This window comes from Pseudomonas donghuensis, assembly GCF_000259195.1.
In the GTDB taxonomy this organism is placed as follows: domain Bacteria; phylum Pseudomonadota; class Gammaproteobacteria; order Pseudomonadales; family Pseudomonadaceae; genus Aquipseudomonas; species Aquipseudomonas donghuensis.
The window spans coordinates 1-19,902 of record NZ_AJJP01000208.1 but is presented as its reverse complement, the minus strand read 5'-3'; the positions used below and the strand labels follow the sequence as shown (position 1 = coordinate 19,902).

Sequence of the window (19,902 nt, the reverse complement as noted above, 5' to 3'; positions counted from 1 at the left end):
ACGCAGGTAGGGGTTTTGTCTTTATGGCGATTTAATTGCTAGCCGTGGTCCCTGTGGGAGCCGGCCTGCAGGCACCGCCTGATTAGCTGGAAACACCAGCTACCATGATTGCCCTTTCCCCAACCTAAGACCATTCCTGCCCCAGCTTCAGACCCGCCTGACTGTCTTATCTAACCGAGTGTCCGCTTAACTGGCGTCCCTCCCATAACGATAAGAAGGCCAAAGCCCATGTCTGCAAATGCTGCCCTGATCAGTCCCGTCCGTGTCGCAGTCATCCAGTTCGACCCGCAGGTCGGTCTTGAGCACTGCGACAACAACCTCTGCCATGGCCTGCAGCTCGCAGAACAGGCGGTCGGCGAGGGCGCCAATCTGATAGTCCTGCCTGAGCTGGCCAACACCGGCTACAGCTTCAATACTCGAGCCGAAGCCTGGGCTCACGCCGAAGCTCTGGCGGACGGTCCTAGCCTGAAAACCTGGGCAGCATTTGCCCGTGAACACCATGTCTACCTGGTTGCAGGCTTTGCCGAGCGCGACGGCTTGAAACTGTATGACAGTGCTGTGCTGTTCGGCCCGGAAGGCCTGCTGGGGCATTACCGCAAAGCCCATCTGTGGAACCAGGAGAAGCTCTGGTTCAGCCCGGGGAACCTCGGCTTCCCGGTGTTCGAGACGCCCATCGGCCGTATCGGCCTGTTGATCTGCTGGGACATCTGGTTCCCGGAAGTGCCACGTCTGCTGGCCATGCAGGGGGCCGATATCATCTGCGGCCTGAACAACTGGGTATGGACGCCACCGCCATTGTTCGATGCCAGTGGCCGCTGCATGGCCTCTTACCTGACCATGACCGCCGCCCATGTCAACAATGTGCATATCGCCGCCGCCAACCGGATCGGCAGTGAGCGTGGTGGGCGGTTTCTGGGCTGCTCGTTGATTGCCGGCACCAACGGCTGGCCCCTCGGTGAGATCGCCGGGCCGGAAGACCAATGCATCCTCTACGCCGATCTCGACCTCAGTAGTGCTCGCAGCGCACCGATCTGGAACAGCCTCAACGATCTGCCCCGCGACCGACGGACCGACCTCTACGGTTCGATGCTCGGTTATGACCTGCACCCAGCCTTGCCGCGCTAAGGAGGAGGGATGGACAACTCAATCGAAACCTCCCGTTCCACCTTCTGGCCTTTACTGTTGTTGTGCCTGACGGTGTCGTTGGTCACCACGGTGCTGCTTGAAGTCATCAGCGGTCGCGCCGACGCTTGGATTGGCCTGTGGCCAGACTATGTGCACATGATGAGCAACCTCAACCAGCCCTTGGCGCGTTTGCGCTGGGTCATCGGCGATATCAGCGAAGTGGCCTTCTACAAGCATGAGCTGCCAGCGCTGGGGTTGCTCGCAGGTGCTGCCCTGGCCCATTGGGCCAACCGCAACGGCAAGCGCTGGCAAGGCTTCGCCATTTGCTACGGTACGGGCTTGTGGCCGTGGCTGGTGACCAGTTCGCTGCTGGGGTTGTGGTTCAGTCATGCGCTGTGGGGCTGGACCTTGAACAGTGGCACCTGGCAACCGACCTTCGTCGCGTTCGTTTCGTTGCCGGCGGCTATGGTGCTGGTGTTTGGTCCAGGCTGGAAGGTCGCTTTCAGCGGCGCACTGATGGGCGCTTTGCTGGTCACGCCGGCCAGCCTGTTGCTGGTCAACTACCTGTGCTACCCCTTGAAGCTGCCAGTGGTCGTCGGCAATGTCGGCGGCATGGCGGTTGCCAGTGTGCTGGCGTTCATCTTGATCCGCCGATTTCCGCTGCTGGTGAGGTCAACCGCGTCGGAACACACCCCACAAGCGGTCGGCCAGATCCAAGCCGATTACGGCATCACCTGGACATTGCGCCGGGTATTGGCCGACTTCAGTGAAGCGCCGTTCTTCGGCAATGAGCTGGCGAGCCTGGGTTTGTTGTTGGGCCTGTTGCTGGCGTACATCCTGTCTCCCACGGGCCCGGCCTACGGCTCGCAACTTGTCGTGCAGATGGTGGCGGGGCAGGTGCTGGCCTCGTTCATCGGTGTGCTGATCTGGCGTAGGCAATGGATGCGCCTGGGCTGGTATCCAACCTATATCCCGATCGTTTCCGTCGTCCCGGCTGCCGTGCTCACCTTCGGCGGTAGCTGGCAGGTGGTCGGGCTCAGTGCGGTGTTGGGAGCACTGCTGGCCCCGCCATTGGCGGCCGCTATCAGCCAGCGCCTGCCAAGCCATATGCATGGCTTCATCGGCAATGTGCTGTCCATGGCTGTTTCTACCCTGGCAATCCTCCCCTTCATCAGTCTGGTTACAGGAGGTGACGCATGACCCTGCCCAAACTTGCCATAGGAACCCTGGGCGGCACCCTCAGCATGCTCCAGTCAGCAGTAGGCGAAGGTGTCACTCCTGGTCTGGACAGCACGCAGATGCTCGCCGAGGCACCCCAGCTTGCAAGCCTTGCGCACATCTCGACGAAAACCCTGCAGATGCTACCCAGTGCATCGTTGTCCTTCATTCAGTTGATCGATGTCCTGTATTGGGCCAAAGCCCAGGTGGAGGAGGGCGCACAGGGGGTGGTGCTGACCCAGGGCACCGATACCCTCGAGGAAGTGGCCTACTTTCTCGAACTGCTCTGGCCCTTTGATGCGCCATTGATCCTGACTGGCGCCATGCGTGCGGCCAGTGAGCCCGGCGCCGATGGCCCGGCCAATCTGCTGGCAGCGGCGCAGGTGGCGCTGGCTGCGCAGAGTCGGGGCCGCGGCGTACTGGTAGTGATCAATGATCAGATCCACGCCGCTGCCCATGTGCGTAAAACCGAGAGCCTGGCCATGGCAGCCTTCAGCTCAGCGCACTTCGGCTGCGAGGGTTTGGTTGTGGAGGGGCACGCGTGCTACCTGAAGCCTGTGAGGCCTCGCCAGCCCCTGCCAGAGCCTTGGCGTCTCGATCAACGTGTAGCGCTGCTGGAGGCCAGCCTGGCTGCTGACACCCTGCTGCTCGAGCAAATGACCGGGTTGGGCTATGAAGGCTTGGTCGTCGCCGGGTTTGGCGCCGGGCATGTATCCGAAGGGTGGGCAAAGAGTGTGGGATACATCCTCACTAGAATGCCGGTGATTATCGCCTCGCGAACCGGCTCCGGCCCTACGGCGCGGTATACCTATGGCTTTGACGGCGGCGAAATGGACCTGCAACGCAAGGGCGCCCAGATGGCGGGGTTCCTGTGCCCGCGCAAGTGCCGGGTATTGTTGTGGGTGCTGATTGGCTGCGGGATGGATGACGAGCTGGAGCACTGGCTGGCCGAGTATCGTCAGCCGCGATGAAGGGGGATCACGTGGGGCCGTGTGTCGGCACCCACGTGTCCTCGGGCGTGCGCTTAGACCAAGCGCTGAGGCACTACGCCGCGCGGCAGGCGGCTGCTGCCGGGCAGGGCGGTCAGGCGATCACGCCAGTTGGCCTTGAAGCAGAACGCGGTGGGGCTGGCCTTGGCCATGCGCTGTTTGCGCAGCTCTGCCAGGGACGGGGTGGATTTTTTGGCCGGCGCAGACGACTCCGTCTTGACCAGGGACCGCTGACACGACTTGCAGGAAACCTGGTCAGGGGTGGAGGTGCTGGTGAGGTTATTACCGGCGCGACCGCAAGCGACTGCGTCGCCGCTGGTTGAGTAGTGCATTACCAAGCTGTACATCTCCAAACATAGGAACAAAAGCCCCCTATTTTCGCACAGGTTGGCGGCGGATGCGGCGCCATCGTCAACGCCGTGCCGCAGGCTTGAGTCAGAAGGTTGGAGAACAGCGGTGTTTATAGCGGTGAAATAGTACCGAGTGCGCCAATCGCGATGGCCAGCGCCAGAAAACCCACGACGAAGAATGCAAGCTTACCCATTGAGCGCTCCAGATGACGGTTTTGCGGTGCAGCGCCAGGCTGCACTAGCGAGATGCGCCCGGTAGAGCGGGACGCAGGACTATTTTCGCTCTGGCGCTGTTACCGAAACAGATTCAGTTGGCGCTGCAAAATACGGATCAGATCAACTGTCACGCCGCCACTTAACGCCGCCAGGCACCTTCAGGCACTTCAACCTCACGCTCGGCTTGCGCCAGGGCCCGCTTCAAGCCCTCTACACCAAAGGGGATGCAGTAAGCCGGCTTGGCCCGCTCGAACCGCCAACTGTCGTCCAGGCCACCGGCATCGACGGTGTCGTAACCCAGGTCGTCGAGCAGCGTGCTCACAACGGTCTTCGCTTCACCATCATCGCCGGCAATAGGCAGGGCACGCCGATCTGTTGCGCCACTGATACGTGCGTCTTTCTCCAGGTCCTGGGCAAGAATTGCATTGAACACCTTCACCACCCGCGAACCCGGCAGATGCTCGGCAAGCAGGCGACTGGTGGTGGTCTGGAAGCTGTCCAGCGCGGGAAAATGGCCATCGCGGTCCGGGTAGTAGTTGTTGGCGTCCATAACGATCTTGCCCTCCAGCCACTGCCCGACCGATAAAACCTGCTCCGATAATGCCGATACGCATGTCCTTGCTCCGTTGCGTGATAGGAGCGTTTATGATGATTGGCAACCAGATGGAGATAAATTACCGGTCTGGATAGAGTGTCGTTACCAGGAGTGTTGAATGATGGATCGTCTGACCAGCATGGGCGCCTTTGTGATGGCGGCTGAAGCAGGTTCCTATGCCAGCGCCGCGGAGCGTCTGGGCATGTCGCCACAAATGGTTGCCAAGCATGTAGCCGCCCTGGAGCATCGCCTGGGCGCGCGCCTGCTCAACCGCACTACCCGCCGCCAGAGCCTGACCGAGCTTGGCAACGCCTACTACGAGCGCTGTAAACACATCCTCAGCGAGGCGCAGGCGGCCGACTCCCTGGCGCAGATCATGAACGACACGCCCCGGGGCAAGCTGAAGGTCAGCGCGCCGGTCACCTTCGGCTCCTACAGCCTGATGCCGCTGGTGACTGACTTTCTGCGCCAGTACCCCGAGGTTGAGATCGACCTGCACCTGACCGACCGCTTCGTCGACCTGGTCGAGGAGGGCTTCGAGGTGGCGTTTCGCATCGGCCCCCTGGGCACCTCCAGCCTGACCGCCAGGCCGCTTGCGCCTTACCGCCTGGTGGCCTGCGCTGCGCCGTGCTACCTGGCCGCCCACGGCACCCCACGAACGCCAGCCGACCTCGAACAGCACGAATGCCTGGGCTACGCCTATTGGTCGCGCCCGGCCGATCGCGAGTGGCAGTTCGTCCAGGGCGATACCCTGCACAAGGTGCAGGTCGCCAGCCGTTTGCAGGTCAATGAGAGCAGGGCGCTGATGTCAGCGGCGCTGGATGGCTTCGGGATTGTGCTGGGGCCGGAAGACTTTCTGCGCCCGGCGCTGCAAAGCGGCGAGCTGGTGCGGGTTCTGGCTGACTACCAGCCGCCGAGTCGGCAGATGCATTTGCTCTATACCGCCAACCGGCAGAGAACCGCCAAGCTGCGACGGTTCATCGATGCGGTGCTGGCGCGCTTTGCGACCAGTGTGGAAACCGACCATGCAGCTCATTAGCCCCTGACTCAAAGCCGCAGCCAGCGCGCCGCCACCTGCCGCCAGGGTGGGGGGCTTTGATGGCGCTTCTATGCGCCATGGAGCCTGGCTCGAACAGCACCTCAGGCACATCGCGCAAACGAATCCACGGTTCGTACTGCCACTGCAGCACGCTAAGCGAATGCCTGCCCCAATCCATCTGGCCGATCCTTGACACGTCCTGCACTGGCAGAACCGCGGCAAGGTTCGCCGTTGATCGGCATCGAGCTTGCGCACGATATGTTCGTCAAGGTAACGGCCAATCAGCCGGCGAGTTCGCGAGCGCAGAACCAGGCTTGGGACTCGAGCTGCCCGGCACAGGCCGCAATGCTGTTCCCTCAAGCGGAGCAGCCTTGCGATCCACCGGAAACCGGGTCTTTGATCGCTTCACCGTCCTTGGCCTTGAGGGTCTTGGACGGTGATCCTTAAATATCCCTCCGACGGGCCAACAACACGGCCCACACGGCCTGATAAAGGACGGATACAAAAAGTAACATTAAGAAAACTCATTTAAATCAATCTATTAGGTGTTTTCTGGAATTCAGATACAAAAAATTTCAAAACTCACGTGTACAGATGTGAAATGCCAAGGGTAATTTCACCCTCAAGCTGTGCGGTCAACTGCAATGGAATGCAGCCTGTAGCAACCCGGATCTTCATGCCTCCACCGGGTTTGCACCTACTACAATAGAGGGAGCTAATCGTGAACTGCATTTTCTGTGCAATCGCCAAGAAAGAATCACCGGCTGCCGTTGTCTACGAAGACGAGCAGTGCCTGGCCTTTCTCTCCATCCAGCCGATTACTCCTGGTCATGTCCTGGTCATTCCCAAGGCCCACGCAAGCGGCCTGGGTGATATCCCTCCTCAAACCTGTGGCCACATGATGCGTGTGGGTCAACGGGTGGCGGCCGCCCTGCGTGAAAGCGGCTTGAGCCTCAATGAACACCCCTGCGAAGGTATCAACCTGCTGCTGTGCGATGGCGCTGTGGCCGGGCAGACGGTGGGCCACGCCCACCTGCATGTACTGGCCCGCTTTGTCGGTGACGGTTTCAACCTGGGTCATGCGGACCTTCCACTCGCTACGCCCCAAGTGCTGGGCGAGCGCGCAGAGCAGATCCGTCGAGCCTTGACCTCGCTGCCACCGGTTTAACTGCAAGTCGCTTTAGTTTAAAGGCACGCCCGCGATAAGAGGGGTGCGTGCCTTGCTGTGCGCAGTAAGCAAATCATCAACTTGTAGGCATCTACGCAAGGAGGCGAAGCTATGTATTGTCCTGTGGAAACTTAGGTCGTGCGCTGGGCTGAGTTGAATACTACAGATCACAATAAGAAGGGAATTCTCATGCCATCACTCGCAAGTAATAAGGCTGCCTTGCCTTCGGCAAATATGCAGTTGGTAAAGGATGATTCAGCCGGTTCGGCAATCTACAGTTTCTATGATTCAGTACTTCAAGACTTGTGCCAATCTGACAAGGTCAACGTCAGGCAGGTGGTTACGCCAGCGCAGTTTCTCGAACTGTCTCGTGCCCGCAGCCGGTTGTACGGGCAGCGAAAGACTTACTACAAGACGTTGTTCGGTAACGCGGTCGACGACACCGTATGCCTGGATGAATACGACCCGCGTTCCTACGTGTTTGCCTTTTATTATGATGGTGAAATTATCGGCACCCAGCGTATTACGCCTTTCCCTCACGAGTCGGGCGAGTTCATCAGCCATGAACAACTGGTGCGGTTCTCCGGGCCCAATTACGAGAATGAGTGCGTCGAACTCTCGCGACTTATTGTCGACAAGCATTCCCCGGTCAAGAACGTGGTCAACGGATTGGCGATGACCGGCGCCTCGCTGGTCGCCCTGGAAGGCGGCTACAAAACCTTCATCACCTACGTAAAACCACGGCTTGCGCCGAAGTTCGACAGCTTCGTCTTTGATCAGGACGGTATCTTCTTCCAGATCAAAGCCCGCGGTGATCACTACTACGCCCTGTACAAAGGCGATCTGATGCCGTCGGTCACGCCCTTCTTCGGCCTGCAAAGCTGCCCTGCAGACCTGAAGAACATTGATGACTTGATTCGCTACACCTTGGCCGCCCGTGCCGCGAGGCAGTCACTGGCGGGATGAGCATCCAAAAACAACGACAACACTGAGGTTGATCCAAGATGGAAGCCAGGAACAAAGAAGTGGTCATCGAGTTTTACGAGCGCATGTTTGGCCAGCGGGAACTGGCGGTCGCCGATACGTTGATTGCCGAGGATTATGTACAACACAACAATGTATTTATTCCACCGCGCCGCGAAGGCTTCAAGACCTACTTTACGCAGTTCTTCAAAACATTCCCCGAGTCGGGTACCAGCATTGAACGGGTATGCGCCGAAGGCGATTATGTCTTCCTGTATGCCAAGCACTGGGCCAAGCACAGATTCTTTACGGTGAATTACAAGGTGATCGATATCTATCGTGTGGAAAACGGTGTGCTGATGGAACACTGGGATACTATCGAAGGCCTGGGGTTCTTCTCCAAGTTCATCTACATCATAAAGTCCTTACTGCGCCTGTAAGTCCGTGTTCGCTTGATAGTATAAAAAGTGTCATGAATGATTTATCAACCCGCCAAGGAAGAGAGTGAAATGACTGAAGTGACCGCGTTTCGCAAAGAGCTGAAAGCCATCTGTGATGCCGAATGGGAAAAGATCAAGGCCGGCCGCTTTTTCCAGATGATGAAGCGCCCCGAGTTGCAGCGTGACCTCTACATCAAGTCGATTGTCCAGGTGTATCACTACACCAAGAACAACGCGATCAACCAGGCGGTGGCGTGCTGGAACCAGGACCATAAAAAGGTCGGCCTGCTGCGTTTTGCGATGAAGCATGCGCTGGAAGAACTGGGCCATGAAAACATGGCGTACAACGACCTGATCGCCATTGGCGTCGACAAGTCCGAGTTCGATAAGCCGATGCTGCCGGCCACAGAGGCGTTCTACGGCTACCTGGATTTCGTCTCTGTGTGCCGCGGCATCATTCCACGGCTGGGCTACAGCTTCTGGGCCGAGGACTGCTACGAGCACCTCGAGCCATTGATGGATGTCTGCAAGAACCATCTCAAGCTGACCGATCAACAACTTACCTTCTTTGTCGCCCACGCGATCATCGACGAGAAACACTCCGAGCAAGTCAACGCAGCCATCGACCGCTGGGTCGTGACCGACGAAGAAAAAGAGTCGGTCAAGCAAGTCGCACGCACCACGGTTTACTTGATGGGCAAGATCCTCGAGTCGGTCGCTGACGAGTTCTGAGGCTTGGCAACAGGCGTCCTCGCGCACCCCGCTGCGCGAGGACTTTTTACATGGCGTGCACAACAATAAAGCGATCGGCCGGTCTGGTGCTTGTCCAACCGCCTGGCTGCCACGGTCAATTCACTAGGAGGTGACATGAGTAGCAATAGCGACATGATTACCTGGGGCATGATGCTGCGCAAAATCCCCTTGATAGCCCGGGCCATTCCTCGGCTCATCAGGGGAATCAAAGCCTCCAAGCTCAAGGTCGATCAGCCCTGCGGCCTGGGGTGGGCCTTCGAACAGGCGGTTGCGCGCAACCCTCAAGGACCGGCGCTGCTCTACGAGGACAATCGTTTCAGTTATGAACAGGTCAACCAGTGGGCCAACCGTTTCGCCCACTACCTGCTTGCCCGTGGCCTGAAAAAAGGCGATGTGGTCGGCATATTTATTGAAAATCGCCCGGAATTGCTGGTCAGCGTGCTGGCGGTCAGCAAGATCGGCGGTATCTGCGCCATGCTCAACACCTCGCAGACCAACAACGTCCTGATCCACAGCTTGAGCCTGGTCAATCCCTCGGCGATTATCGTCGGCGAAGAGTTGGTGCCATCCTTTGACGCGGTGCGTAACGAGGTTGCCATCGATGAGCTGAGCACGTTCTTCCTGGCTGACACCGACACCACTCGCGATGCGGGCGTCGCGCCCGAGGGTTACATCAACCTGACCCGCGTCAGCGAAGCGCACTCCGCTGTCAATCCGGCGACCACCCAGCAGGTCTACCTGGACGACGCCTGCTTCTACATTTACACCTCCGGCACCACCGGTTTGCCCAAGGCCGGGGTGTTCAAGCACGGGCGCTGGATGAAAGTCTACGGTAGCTTCGGCATGATCGCCCTGGATATGCGCCCCGATGACATCGTCTATTGCACCTTGCCGCTCTATCACGGCACCGGGCTGTGCGTGAGCTGGGGCTCGGCATTGGCCGGCGCCTCGGGTTTCGCCATCCGCCGCAAATTCAGCGCCAGTCAGTTCTGGAATGACACACGCAAATTCAAGGCCACCACCATTTGCTATGTCGGTGAATTGTGTCGCTACCTGATCGACCAGCCTCCCGCCGGCAACGATGGCGACAACCCGGTGGTGAAAATGATTGGCAACGGCCTGCGCCCGGGCGTGTGGATCGACTTCAAGAGACGCTTCAACATCGAACGGGTCTGCGAGTTTTATGCCGCCAGTGACGGCAACATTGGCTTTACCAACATCCTCAACTTCGAAAACACCATCGGCTTTGCCATCAACGCCTGGTCGCTGGTGGAGTACGAACACGACACCGGCGAGCCGCGGCGCAGCGCGAACGGTTTCATGCAGAAAGTCGGCAAGGGTGGCCAAGGCTTGTTGCTGGCCAAGATCGACGACGACGCCCCATTCGACGGTTACACCGATCCGGAGAAGAGCAAAAAGGTGGTGCTGTACGACGTTTTCGAAAAGGGCGATCGTTACTTCAACAGCGGCGACCTGATTCGCGATATCGGCTTTGGCCACGCCCAATTCGTCGACCGCCTGGGGGACACCTTCCGCTGGAAAGGTGAAAACGTCTCCACCACCGAAGTCGAAAACATCATGGTGCAACACCCCCACATCGCCGAAGCCGTGGCCTACGGTGTGGAAATCAAGAACACCAACGGTCGTGCCGGGATGGCAGCCATCACCCCATCGGCCCCGCTGGAGCAACTGGATTTTTGCGACCTGCTGCGCTTCGTCAAAAGCCAGATGCCTCACTACGCGGTGCCGATGTTCCTGCGCATCAGGACCTGCATGGAAACCACCGGCACGTTCAAATACCAGAAAACCAAGCTAAGGACCGAAGCCTTCGACCCCAGCCAAACCGGTGAAGACCCGGTCTACGCTTGGCTACCGGGCACCGAAACCTACGTGCGCGTGACTGAGCAGGTGCTGCAGGACATTCATGGCGGCAAGTTCCGCTACTGAAGGGCAACTGCGCGAGCGTCAAACCACAAGGCCGAACAAATGCGTAATGCTGCTCACTCAAGCGGAGCAGCCTTACGCTTCGTGGTATCCCCGTCATAGCGCTCCGCACCCCATTGCTGAGCGAGTGACGTACCGGCCTTATGCTGAAAAGCCACCCAAGCTTTCATGGCTTAGGTGGCTTTTTTCAGTTTGAGCACTAATTGGGTGCGTTTAGTCTCGGATTTTTGAAAAAAGTCTCAGTTATCTTGAAAAATGAAGAACAGGGAAATCAATCCCAGCTCAACGCCCCACCGGTCTGATACTCGATAACCCGAGTCTCGAAGAAGTTCTTCTCTTTCTTCAAGTCCATGATCTCGCTCATCCATGGGAACGGGTTGGTGGTACCTGGGTACTCTTCCTTCAGGCCGATCTGCGACAGGCGACGGTTGGCGATGAACTTGAGGTAGTCCTCCATCATCGCCGCGTTCATGCCCAGCACGCCGCGAGGCATGGTGTCGCGGGCGTATTCGATTTCAAGCTGAGTGCCCTGCAGAATCATCTGCGAGGCTTCTTCCTTCATTTCGGCATCCCACAGGTGCGGGTTTTCGATCTTGATCTGGTTGATCACGTCGATACCGAAGTTCAGGTGCATGGACTCGTCACGCAGGATGTACTGGAACTGCTCGGCAACGCCAGTCATCTTGTTGCGGCGACCCATGGACAGGATCTGGGTGAAGCCGCAGTAGAAGAAAATGCCTTCCAGGACGCAGTAGTAAGCGATCAGGTTGCGCAGCAGCTCTTTGTCGGTCTCGACGGTGCCGGTGTTGAACTCCGGGTCGGAGATCGCGCGGGTGTAGCTCAGGCCCCAGGCGGCTTTCTTCGCCACCGACGGGATCTCGTGGTACATGTTGAAGATCTCGCCTTCATCCATGCCCAGCGATTCGATGCAGTACTGGTAGGCGTGGGTGTGGATCGCCTCTTCGAATGCCTGGCGCAGGATGTACTGGCGGCACTCGGGGTTGGTGATCAGGCGGTACACGGCCAGGGCCAGGTTGTTGGCAACCAGGGAGTCGGCGGTGGAGAAGAAGCCCAGGTTGCGCATGACGATACGACGCTCGTCGTCGGTCAGGCCTTCCGGGTTTTTCCACAGGGCGATGTCCGCGGTCATGTTGACCTCTTGCGGCATCCAGTGGTTGGCGCAACCGTCCAGGTACTTCTGCCAGGCCCAGTCGTACTTGAACGGTACCAGCTGGTTGAGGTCGGCGCGGCAGTTGATCATGCGCTTTTCGTCAACCGCGACACGGGCAGCGGAACCTTCCAGCTCAGCCAGGCCTTCGGCGATGTCGAGTTGGTCCAGAGCAGCCTTGGCGCGCTTGACCGCGTCGGAGTCAGCGGCGGTCACGGCGCGGGCTTCGAGGGCGGCGACACCGCCGGCGTTGTCGAGCTTGTCGATGCCTGCGGCAGCGGCTTGCGTGGCGGTGGTGCCTTTGGCGGCTTCTTCGCCTTCGTCTTTATCGAATTCGTCCCAGCTCAGCATGGTGGGTCTCCTGCTTGAGGGCCATATCAGTATGGCCGGTGGATCTTGGTTGCGGTGCTTGCGGTTGGGTACTGCGGTGCACGCAAAATCTTGGAATGCTTCCCGGGGCTGAGGCCCTCGGGGGAGGTCGGGGTGGCCCCGACCTTATTGTTCGGCCTGGCGAAGAGAGCGGCAGGGCCGGCCCTATCGCTGGCAAAGCCAGCTCCCACAGGAGAGCTGGCCAGCCTTCAGGCGCTTATTGGCAGGCTTCGCAATCCGGCTCGTCGATCGCGCAGGCCTTCGGTACCGGAGCAGGGCCGGCTGGCGCTGCCTGTACCGGGGCGCTGTCGCCACCGCTGGAAACGGCGTTGAGCTTGCCGGTGTTGATGGTCGACTTCTCGGTGCTGGTCGCGGCCAGGGCACGGAGGTAGTAGGTGGTTTTCAGACCACGGTACCAGGCCATGCGGTAGGTCACGTCGAGCTTCTTGCCCGAAGCGCCGGCGATGTACAGGTTCAGCGACTGGGCCTGGTCGATCCACTTCTGACGGCGGCTGGCGGCGTCGACGATCCACTTGGTTTCCACTTCGAAGGCAGTCGCGTAGAGGTCTTTGAGCTCTTGCGGGATGCGCTCGATCTGCTGCACCGAACCGTCGTAGTACTTCAGGTCGTTGATCATGACCGGGTCCCACAGGCCGCGGGCCTTGAGGTCGCGAACCAGGTACGGGTTGATCACGGTGAATTCGCCCGAGAGGTTCGATTTCACGTACAGGTTCTGGTAGGTCGGCTCGATGGACTGCGACACGCCGGTGATGTTGGCGATGGTCGCGGTCGGCGCGATGGCCATGATGTTCGAGTTACGAATACCTTTTTGTACGCGAGCACGCACCGGTGCCCAGTCCAGGGTCTCGTTCAGGTCGACGTCGATGTACTTCTGGCCACGGGCTTCGATCAGGATCTGTTGCGAATCCAGCGGCAGGATGCCTTTGGACCACAGCGAGCCCTGGAAGGTCTCGTAGGCGCCGCGCTCGTCGGCCAGGTCACAGGAGGCCTGGATGGCGAAGTAGCTGACCGCTTCCATCGACTTGTCGGCGAACTCGACGGCAGCGTCGGAGCCGTAAGGGATGTGCTGCAGGTACAGCGCGTCCTGGAAGCCCATGATGCCCAGGCCGACCGGACGGTGCTTGAAGTTCGAGTTACGCGCTTGCGGCACCGAGTAGTAGTTGATGTCGATCACGTTGTCGAGCATGCGCACGGCGGTGTTGACGGTGCGTTGCAGCTTGGTGGTGTCCAGCTTGCCGTCGACAATGTGGTTCGGCAGGTTGATCGAGCCCAGGTTGCAGACCGCGATCTCGTCCTTGTTGGTGTTCAGGGTGATCTCGGTGCACAGGTTCGAGCTGTGCACTACGCCCACGTGCTGCTGCGGGCTGCGCAGGTTGCACGGGTCTTTGAAGGTCAGCCATGGGTGGCCGGTCTCGAACAGCATCGAGAGCATCTTGCGCCACAGGTCTTTGGCCTGGATGGTCTTGAACACCTTGATCTTGTTGTACTCGGTCAGGGCTTCGTAGTACTCGTAGCGCTCTTCGAAGGCCTTGCCGGTCAGGTCGTGCAGGTCTGGCACTTCCGATGGCGAGAACAGGGTCCACTTGCCGTCATCGAAGACGCGCTTCATGAACAGGTCAGGGATCCAGTTGGCGGTGTTCATGTCGTGGGTACGACGACGGTCATCACCGGTGTTCTTGCGCAGCTCAATGAATTCTTCGATGTCCAGGTGCCAGGTTTCCAGGTAGGCACACACAGCGCCCTTGCGCTTGCCACCCTGGTTAACGGCGACGGCGGTGTCGTTGACCACTTTCAGGAAGGGTACGACGCCCTGGGATTTACCGTTGGTGCCCTTGATGTAGGAACCCAGTGCACGCACAGGAGTCCAGTCGTTGCCCAGGCCGCCGGCGAATTTCGACAGCATGGCGTTGTCGTGGATCGCGTGGTAGATGCCCGACAGGTCGTCCGGCACGGTTGTCAGGTAGCAGCTCGACAGCTGTGGACGCAGGGTACCGGCGTTGAACAGGGTCGGGGTCGAGGCCATGTAGTCGAAGGACGACAACAGGTTGTAGAACTCGATGGCACGGGCTTCTTTGTCTTTCTCTTCCAGCGCCAGACCCATGGCCACGCGCATGAAGAACACCTGAGGCAGTTCGAAACGCACGCCATCCTTGTGGATGAAGTAACGGTCGTACAGGGTCTGTAGGCCCAGGTAGGTGAATTGCTGGTCGCGCTCGTGATCGATCGCCTTGCCCAGTTTGTCCAGGTCGAAGTCGGCCAGGGCAGGGTTGAGCAGTTCGAACTCGACACCCTTGGCGATGTAGGCAGGCAGGGCCTTGGCGTACAGGTCGGCCATTTCGTGGTGGGTGGCGCTGTCGGCGACGTTGAGGAAGCCCAGGCCTTCGGCGCGCAGGGTGTCCATCAGCAGGCGGGCGGTGACGAACGAGTAGTTCGGCTCACGCTCTACCAGGGTACGGGCGGTCATCACCAGGGCGGTGTTGACGTCCTTGATGGCCACGCCGTCGTAGAGGTTTTTCAGGGTTTCGCGCTGGATCAGGTCGCCGTCGACTTCGGCCAGGCCTTCGCAGGCTTCGCTGATGATGGTGTTCAGGCGGTTCATGTCCAGCGGCGCCAGGCTGCCGTCGGCCAGGGTGATGCGGATGCTTGGGTGCGGCTGCACGCTTGCGTCTTCGGCGTGGCCACGGGTGGCACGCTCCTTGGCACGCTGGTCGCGGTAGATCACGTAGTCACGGGCGACTTTCTGCTCGCCGGCACGCATCAGGGCCAGTTCGACCTGGTCCTGGATTTCTTCGATGTGGATGGTGCCGCCCGAAGGCATGCGACGCTTGAAGGTCGCGGTGACCTGCTCGGTCAGGCGGGCAACGGTGTCGTGGATGCGCGACGAGGCGGCAGCGGTGCCGCCTTCAACTGCGAGGAACGCTTTGGTGATGGCCACGGTGATCTTGTCATCGGTATAGGCGACGACAGTGCCGTTACGCTTGATCACGCGCAGTTGGCCCGGGGCGGTGGCTGCCAGATCCTGGTTCGAATCGGCGGCCTGCGGCGCCAAAGCCAGCGGGTTCTCGCGAGTTGTGTCGGTTTGCATGGGTGTCTCCACGTTCTCTAAGTATGTTTTAGGCGCTTTTTGAGCGCCAACCGTTCCGTCCGAAAGCTCAACAACCGACCCCGAGGGCGCGCAGGAACGCGAGGTTCCGGCATGCCGCACAGGTCGGGCATACTCACTTCGGGACAGTTCAGGAATTAGGGCAAATGCTTGCCGCTCCCTGGCCGAAGTCAAAGGTCTTGAATCTACGACTCAAAACTGTTGCTGTCGGGTGTGCTGATGGTCTCACCCGTACCCGAAACAACACCCTCCAAGGGTTTGCAACGGAAGCCTGCGCAGGAGCGGTTTGGCTGCTGATCTCTTCTAAAGTTCAAGCAAAAAATCTACCCGTTGAGGGCTTGAGTTCTCTGCTTGACTTGTGCTTGGGATTTTCAGGAAACCCCAAGATGTAGTGTTTTGTTTCGATGGGGATACAAGATAATGCGGTCTTGGGGGTAATGCAAGGTCGGGCTCTGTGGATAACTTGTGCGTATTTTGTGAGTGATTTCACTCAACCCCTTGTAGGCCGCGTCTTAGCGCTGAATGACCGCCCGTCACCGATTTTTTCGCGGGTCTTAGGGTCGCAGGCAGATTTTGCGGGCGCGAACCCTATCACAAAAAATCGCCTTGTCCGAGCAGCTTTCCCGTTGGTTTTTCACCACCGGTAACGGCGGTTGGCAGGCGTCGGTGCCCGACGTAGTATCCGGGGCCAATGTTGCCTTTTGGTGATGTGGGTACTCTTTATAACAACAAGCTGTTGAGGTGAGCCGTGGAGCAGAGCAGTCGGGTATTGATCGTCGAAGATGACCAGCGGCTGGCCGACCTGACCTGTGAGTACCTGCAGGCCAATGGCTTTACCGTGGACGTGGAAGGCGATGGCGCCCGGGCGGCGGCGCGGATTATCGCCGAGCAGCCGGACCTGGTGATCCTCGACCTGATGCTGCCGGGCGAAGACGGCCTGAGCATCTGCCGCAAGGTGCGCCAGCAGTACCCCGGGCCGATCCTGATGCTCACCGCACGCAGCGACGATCTCGACCAGATCCAGGGCCTGGACCTGGGTGCCGACGACTACGTCTGCAAGCCGGTGCGCCCGCGCTTGCTGCTGGCACGCATCAATGCCCTGTTGCGTCGCAGCGAGGCGCCGGCCGAGGCTCAGGCGCCGCAAACCCTGCAGTTCGGCCCGTTGCGGGTCGACAACACCTTGCGCGAGGCCTGGCTGTACGACAGCGGCATTGAACTGACCAGCGCCGAGTTCGACCTTTTATGGCTGTTGGTGAGCAACGCCGGGCGCACCTTGTCGCGCGAAGAAATCTTCACCTCCCTGCGCGGTGTCGGCTACGACGGCCAGGACCGCTCCATCGATGTGCGGATTTCGCGCATCCGCCCGAAAATAGGCGACGACCCGGAGCACCCGCGGATGATCAAAACCATCCGCAGCAAAGGTTACCTGTTCGTCCGTGAGGCGGCCGAAGCCATGGGCCAGGTGCAATGAACTCGATCTTCCTGCGCATCTATGGCGGCATGCTCGCCGCGTTGGTGCTGGTGGCGGTGCTCGGCGTGCTCAGCCTGCACCTGCTCAACGAGGTGCGCGCCGGCCAGTACCGTGAGCGCCTGGCCCACGGCACCTTTACCCTGATGGCTGACAACCTGGCGCCGCTGGATGGTGTCGAGCGCAAGCGCGCCTTGCTGATCTGGGAGCGCCTGCTGGGGATTCCGCTGGCGTTGCAGGCGCTGAGCAGTACTGCCCTGGACGGTAGTCAGCGCAGCCAGTTGCAGCGCGGCCAGGTATTGGTCGAGAAGACCGGCCCGCACGCGGCCAAGGTGCTGCGCCAGGTGGGTGACCTGGATTTGCTGCTGGTTGGTGAAGTGCAGCAAATCAGTGAGCAACTGGCGCGCGCCACGATCTACCTGCTGGCCGATGAGCTGGTGCGCTATCCGGTGGCCGAGCAGCCGCAGCGCCTGGCGGCCCTCAAGCAGAGCAAGGGCTTTGGCTTTGACCTGCGCCTGCAGCGGGTCAACCAGACCGACATGGACGAAGACCAGCGCCGGCGCATCGACGAAGGCGACACGGTGCTGGCGCTGGGCAAGGACGGCGACTCGATCCGGGTGTTCGCCGGCCTGGTCGGTACGCCCTGGGTGCTGGAAATCGGCCCGCTGTACCAGATGAACCCCTATCCGCCGCAACTGCTGGTGCTGATTGCCGTGCTGGGCCTGTGCCTGATCGGGCTGATCGTTTACCTGCTGGTGCGCCAGCTGGAACGGCGCCTGTCGGGGCTTGAGGCCGCCGCAACCCTGATTGCCCAGGGCAGCCTGGAAACCCGCGTGGCGGCCGACGACGCCGATTCGGTCGGGCGCCTGGCCGCGGCGTTCAACGGCATGGCCGAACACCTGCAGCGCTCGCTGACCATCCAGCGCGAACTGGTGCGGGCGGTATCCCATGAACTGCGTACGCCGGTAGCGCGGCTGCGTTTTGGCCTGGAGATGATTGCCAGCGCCAGCAACGACCAGGCCCGGGACAAGTACCTGACCGGTATGGACGGCGATATTCAGGACCTGGATAAACTGGTCGATGAAATGCTCACCTACGCGCGCCTGGAGCAGGGCGCGCCAGCCCTGCATTTTCAACGGGTCGATCTGGATGCCTTGCTGGATCAGGTGATCGCCGAGCTGGCGCCATTGCGCCGCGAGGTCCGGGTGCTGCGCGGCCCGTGCCAGGGCGCGGAGAAGGCGGCGGACGGCCAGGGGGCGTGGGTCGAGGCCGAACCGCGTTACCTGCACCGGGCGTTGCAGAACCTGGTCAGCAACGCCATGCGCCACGCCGAGTCACAGGTCAGCCTCAGCTATCAGTTGGGGGGACAGCGCTGCCGGATCGATGTCGAGGACGATGGCCCTGGTGTGCCGGAAGGTGTCTGGGAACGTATCTTCACCCCCTTCACCCGTCTCGACGATAGTCGCACCCGCGCATCAGGTGGGCATGGACTGGGCCTGTCGATCGTCCGGCGGATCATCTACTGGCACGGTGGGCGGGCGTCGGTGGGGCGTAGCGAGCGTCTGGGCGGCGCCTGTTTCAGCCTGAACTGGCCGCGCAACCAGGACCGCGAATGAGTGCGCCGATTGCCCTGCCGGTATTGCTCGACGAAGCACGGTTCGATGCCTTGCTGCTGGCGCTCTATGGCCCGCAGCTGATGCCGGCGCAACGGCCGGTGCTGGTGTCGCAATGGTCCAAGTACTACTTTGCCCTGGTGTGGCGAATGGTGCGTGAGGGGCAGCCGTTGTCGGCGTTCAGCGCGACAGCGGTGAAGGTCGACGCGCGCGGTTTGCCGGTTGCGCTGGTCGCCGAGGGCGTCGCTTGCCAAGGCCTGCAGGCGGTCATGGCGGCACATCTGCAGCCCGTTGTTGCGCGTATGGTGGTGTTGGGCGCCGTACCGCCAGCGGTATTGTGGGGCAATGCCGGCGATTGCCTGGATCAGGCGCTGCAAGGCATCAGCGACAACACAGGATTGCAGGTGCTGCTGGAAACGCCCGGCAGCCCTTTATTTGCCGCCATCAGCCAGGATCCCGCAGGTCGGCGTCGGCGCCGCACCTGCTGCCTCAGCTACAAGGTCGACTGGGTCGGGCACTGCGAGCACTGTCCGCTGCTGCCCTGACGCTCAGACGCTGACCAGGCTCAACAGCTGATCATCCTGCAGACAGAACTGGCCCGCCAGCTCGCGGCCGTGGTGCCACTGCGCCGACAGGTCGATGAGCAGGCGCAGGCGTGCATGGCCATCAGCGGACCATTCCAGTACTTCGGCGTGCTCAAAATAGAAGCGCTGCCTGACGATGGGGTAGAGCGCTTTGAACAGGCTTTCTTTCAGCGAGAAGGTCAGGGTCACGGTCAGCCCGATTTGGCTGGGGTCCATACGCTGTATTTCGGCCTCGGTGAGAATCTCCCGGGCCAGGCGCTCGGCGCGCTCGTCGCTGAGCAGGCTTTCCTGATCCAGGCCCAAGCCCAGGCAGTCGCTGCTGCGCGCAACCACGGCGGCGGCCCAGCCTTTGCCGTGGGTGATGGAGCCGCTGATGCCGGCGGGCCAGATCGGCGCGCGGTCTTCATCAGTACCCGGGACATAGTCGCGGCCATCGAGTTGCAGCAAGGCTGCGCGAGCGCACACCCGGCCGGCCAGGTACTCGGCCTGGCGCTTGGCCACTGAGCGTTGCAGGCTGGCGGTCTGCTCGATGCCGGCGCGGCTGAAGTCGTCGCTGGCGAGCAGGGCGGGGTCGAACGGGCAACTGACCAGGATCGCGCCGGGGATCGGACGCGGCAGGGGCCAGTGGTGCAGGAGCGGGGCGCAGCAGGTGGGCAGTCGGTTCATGGCCGGTATTGTGCCGTGGCTGTTGCCGGCGTGCCACTGTGTAGGAGCGGGCTTGCCCCGCGATTGCGGTGTAACAGACACACCGCTATCGCGGGGCAAGCCCGCTCCTA

16 protein-coding genes and 1 pseudogene are annotated in these 19,902 nt (G+C 60.6%); 12 read left to right on the top strand and 5 right to left on the bottom strand.

All coding sequences use genetic code 11. The features are described from left to right. The first annotated feature begins 228 nt into the window (after positions 1–228). The 3 genes from UW3_RS0101995 to UW3_RS0101985 are packed head-to-tail and all read left to right on the top strand — an operon-like array spanning position 229 to position 3,314. Positions 229–1,125 carry a nitrilase family protein gene (locus tag UW3_RS0101995; protein WP_010220491.1) on the top strand — a complete coding sequence of 299 codons (897 nt, stop codon included), beginning with the start codon at positions 229–231 and terminating at the stop codon, positions 1,123–1,125. A 9-nt stretch (positions 1,126–1,134) separates the two neighbouring features. Then, positions 1,135–2,325, top strand: a complete 1,191-nt coding sequence (locus UW3_RS0101990; RefSeq protein ID WP_010220490.1) for a hypothetical protein — start codon at positions 1,135–1,137, stop codon at positions 2,323–2,325. Next, on the top strand, positions 2,322–3,314 hold the full coding sequence (locus UW3_RS0101985) for an asparaginase (protein WP_010220488.1): 993 nt from the start codon (positions 2,322–2,324) through the stop codon (positions 3,312–3,314). Before UW3_RS0101990 ends, UW3_RS0101985 begins: the two co-directional genes overlap by 4 nt. 53 nt (positions 3,315–3,367) lie before the next feature. Here the strand turns inward: UW3_RS0101985 and UW3_RS0101980 are convergent, their stop codons facing one another. After that, on the bottom strand, positions 3,368–3,664 hold the full coding sequence (locus UW3_RS0101980; protein ID WP_010220486.1) for a hypothetical protein: 297 nt from the start codon (positions 3,662–3,664) through the stop codon (positions 3,368–3,370). Between the two features lie 373 nt (positions 3,665–4,037). Further along, positions 4,038–4,472, bottom strand: a pseudogene (locus tag UW3_RS26375) (NADPH-dependent F420 reductase); the annotation flags it as partial. A 139-nt stretch (positions 4,473–4,611) separates the two neighbouring features. On the opposite strand from UW3_RS26375, the gene UW3_RS0101965 reads away from it, so the two are divergent. The 6 genes from UW3_RS0101965 (at position 4,612) to UW3_RS0101935 (ending at position 10,803) form a co-directional block, all read left to right on the top strand. Further along, on the top strand, positions 4,612–5,532 hold the full coding sequence (locus UW3_RS0101965; RefSeq protein WP_010220484.1) for a LysR family transcriptional regulator: 921 nt from the start codon (positions 4,612–4,614) through the stop codon (positions 5,530–5,532). A gap of 721 nt (positions 5,533–6,253) precedes the next feature. Next, positions 6,254–6,700 carry an HIT family protein gene (locus UW3_RS0101955; protein WP_010220483.1) on the top strand — a complete coding sequence of 149 codons (447 nt, stop codon included), beginning with the start codon at positions 6,254–6,256 and terminating at the stop codon, positions 6,698–6,700. Positions 6,701–6,889: 189 nt separating this feature from the next. Next, positions 6,890–7,666, top strand: a complete 777-nt coding sequence (locus UW3_RS0101950) for a hypothetical protein (protein ID WP_223253920.1) — start codon at positions 6,890–6,892, stop codon at positions 7,664–7,666. Positions 7,667–7,704: 38 nt separating this feature from the next. Next, complete coding sequence (locus tag UW3_RS0101945) at positions 7,705–8,103, top strand: nuclear transport factor 2 family protein (RefSeq protein ID WP_010220481.1); 399 nt, start codon at positions 7,705–7,707, stop codon at positions 8,101–8,103. Positions 8,104–8,172: 69 nt separating this feature from the next. Then, a complete protein-coding gene (locus UW3_RS0101940) occupies positions 8,173–8,835 on the top strand; it encodes an iron-containing redox enzyme family protein (RefSeq protein WP_010220480.1) in 663 nt (220 codons plus the stop codon). A gap of 135 nt (positions 8,836–8,970) precedes the next feature. Then, positions 8,971–10,803, top strand: a complete 1,833-nt coding sequence (locus UW3_RS0101935; RefSeq protein WP_010220479.1) for a long-chain-acyl-CoA synthetase — start codon at positions 8,971–8,973, stop codon at positions 10,801–10,803. A gap of 268 nt (positions 10,804–11,071) precedes the next feature. Here the strand turns inward: UW3_RS0101935 and UW3_RS0101930 are convergent, their stop codons facing one another. Both UW3_RS0101930 and UW3_RS0101925 read right to left on the bottom strand, forming a co-directional pair. Then, complete coding sequence (locus UW3_RS0101930) at positions 11,072–12,319, bottom strand: ribonucleotide-diphosphate reductase subunit beta (RefSeq protein WP_010220478.1); 1,248 nt, start codon at positions 12,317–12,319, stop codon at positions 11,072–11,074. Between the two features lie 235 nt (positions 12,320–12,554). Beyond that, positions 12,555–15,443: a ribonucleoside-diphosphate reductase subunit alpha gene (locus tag UW3_RS0101925; protein WP_010220476.1), complete on the bottom strand. Its 2,889-nt coding sequence runs from the start codon at positions 15,441–15,443 to the stop codon at positions 12,555–12,557. A 766-nt stretch (positions 15,444–16,209) separates the two neighbouring features. On the opposite strand from UW3_RS0101925, the gene UW3_RS0101920 reads away from it, so the two are divergent. Genes UW3_RS0101920 through fhuF form a run of 3 tightly spaced genes read left to right on the top strand, consistent with a single transcriptional unit; the run spans position 16,210 to position 19,087 of the window. Then, positions 16,210–16,932: a response regulator gene (locus tag UW3_RS0101920; RefSeq protein WP_026001155.1), complete on the top strand. Its 723-nt coding sequence runs from the start codon at positions 16,210–16,212 to the stop codon at positions 16,930–16,932. Continuing rightward, positions 16,929–18,545 (top strand): ATP-binding protein, encoded by a 1,617-nt coding sequence (locus tag UW3_RS0101915; RefSeq protein WP_010220474.1) that lies wholly within the window; start codon positions 16,929–16,931, stop codon positions 18,543–18,545. Before UW3_RS0101920 ends, UW3_RS0101915 begins: the two co-directional genes overlap by 4 nt. Continuing rightward, positions 18,542–19,087, top strand: coding sequence for a siderophore-iron reductase FhuF (gene fhuF, locus UW3_RS26370; RefSeq protein ID WP_010220473.1), 546 nt, complete (start codon positions 18,542–18,544; stop codon positions 19,085–19,087). The genes UW3_RS0101915 and fhuF overlap by 4 nt, the downstream gene beginning before the upstream one ends. A gap of 3 nt (positions 19,088–19,090) precedes the next feature. On the opposite strand, the gene UW3_RS0101905 is transcribed toward fhuF, so the two are convergent. Further along, positions 19,091–19,792, bottom strand: a complete 702-nt coding sequence (locus UW3_RS0101905; protein WP_010220472.1) for a 4'-phosphopantetheinyl transferase family protein — start codon at positions 19,790–19,792, stop codon at positions 19,091–19,093. Positions 19,793–19,902 lie beyond the last annotated feature (110 nt).

What these genes read in the sequence shown, in the direction of transcription:
- UW3_RS0101995 (WP_010220491.1), top strand. Translation starts at nt 229, where the DNA reads ATGTCTGCAAATGCTGCCCTGATCAGTCCCGTCCGTGTCGCAGTCATC.
- UW3_RS0101990 (WP_010220490.1), top strand. Translation starts at nt 1,135, where the DNA reads ATGGACAACTCAATCGAAACCTCCCGTTCCACCTTCTGGCCTTTACTG.
- UW3_RS0101985 (WP_010220488.1), top strand. Translation starts at nt 2,322, where the DNA reads ATGACCCTGCCCAAACTTGCCATAGGAACCCTGGGCGGCACCCTCAGC.
- UW3_RS0101980 (WP_010220486.1), bottom strand. Translation starts at nt 3,664, where the DNA reads ATGCACTACTCAACCAGCGGCGACGCAGTCGCTTGCGGTCGCGCCGGT.
- UW3_RS0101965 (WP_010220484.1), top strand. Translation starts at nt 4,612, where the DNA reads ATGATGGATCGTCTGACCAGCATGGGCGCCTTTGTGATGGCGGCTGAA.
- UW3_RS0101950 (WP_223253920.1), top strand. Translation starts at nt 6,890, where the DNA reads ATGCCATCACTCGCAAGTAATAAGGCTGCCTTGCCTTCGGCAAATATG.
- UW3_RS0101945 (WP_010220481.1), top strand. Translation starts at nt 7,705, where the DNA reads ATGGAAGCCAGGAACAAAGAAGTGGTCATCGAGTTTTACGAGCGCATG.
- UW3_RS0101940 (WP_010220480.1), top strand. Translation starts at nt 8,173, where the DNA reads ATGACTGAAGTGACCGCGTTTCGCAAAGAGCTGAAAGCCATCTGTGAT.
- UW3_RS0101935 (WP_010220479.1), top strand. Translation starts at nt 8,971, where the DNA reads ATGAGTAGCAATAGCGACATGATTACCTGGGGCATGATGCTGCGCAAA.
- UW3_RS0101930 (WP_010220478.1), bottom strand. Translation starts at nt 12,319, where the DNA reads ATGCTGAGCTGGGACGAATTCGATAAAGACGAAGGCGAAGAAGCCGCC.
- UW3_RS0101925 (WP_010220476.1), bottom strand. Translation starts at nt 15,443, where the DNA reads ATGCAAACCGACACAACTCGCGAGAACCCGCTGGCTTTGGCGCCGCAG.
- UW3_RS0101915 (WP_010220474.1), top strand. Translation starts at nt 16,929, where the DNA reads ATGAACTCGATCTTCCTGCGCATCTATGGCGGCATGCTCGCCGCGTTG.
- fhuF (WP_010220473.1), top strand. Translation starts at nt 18,542, where the DNA reads ATGAGTGCGCCGATTGCCCTGCCGGTATTGCTCGACGAAGCACGGTTC.
- UW3_RS0101905 (WP_010220472.1), bottom strand. Translation starts at nt 19,792, where the DNA reads ATGAACCGACTGCCCACCTGCTGCGCCCCGCTCCTGCACCACTGGCCC.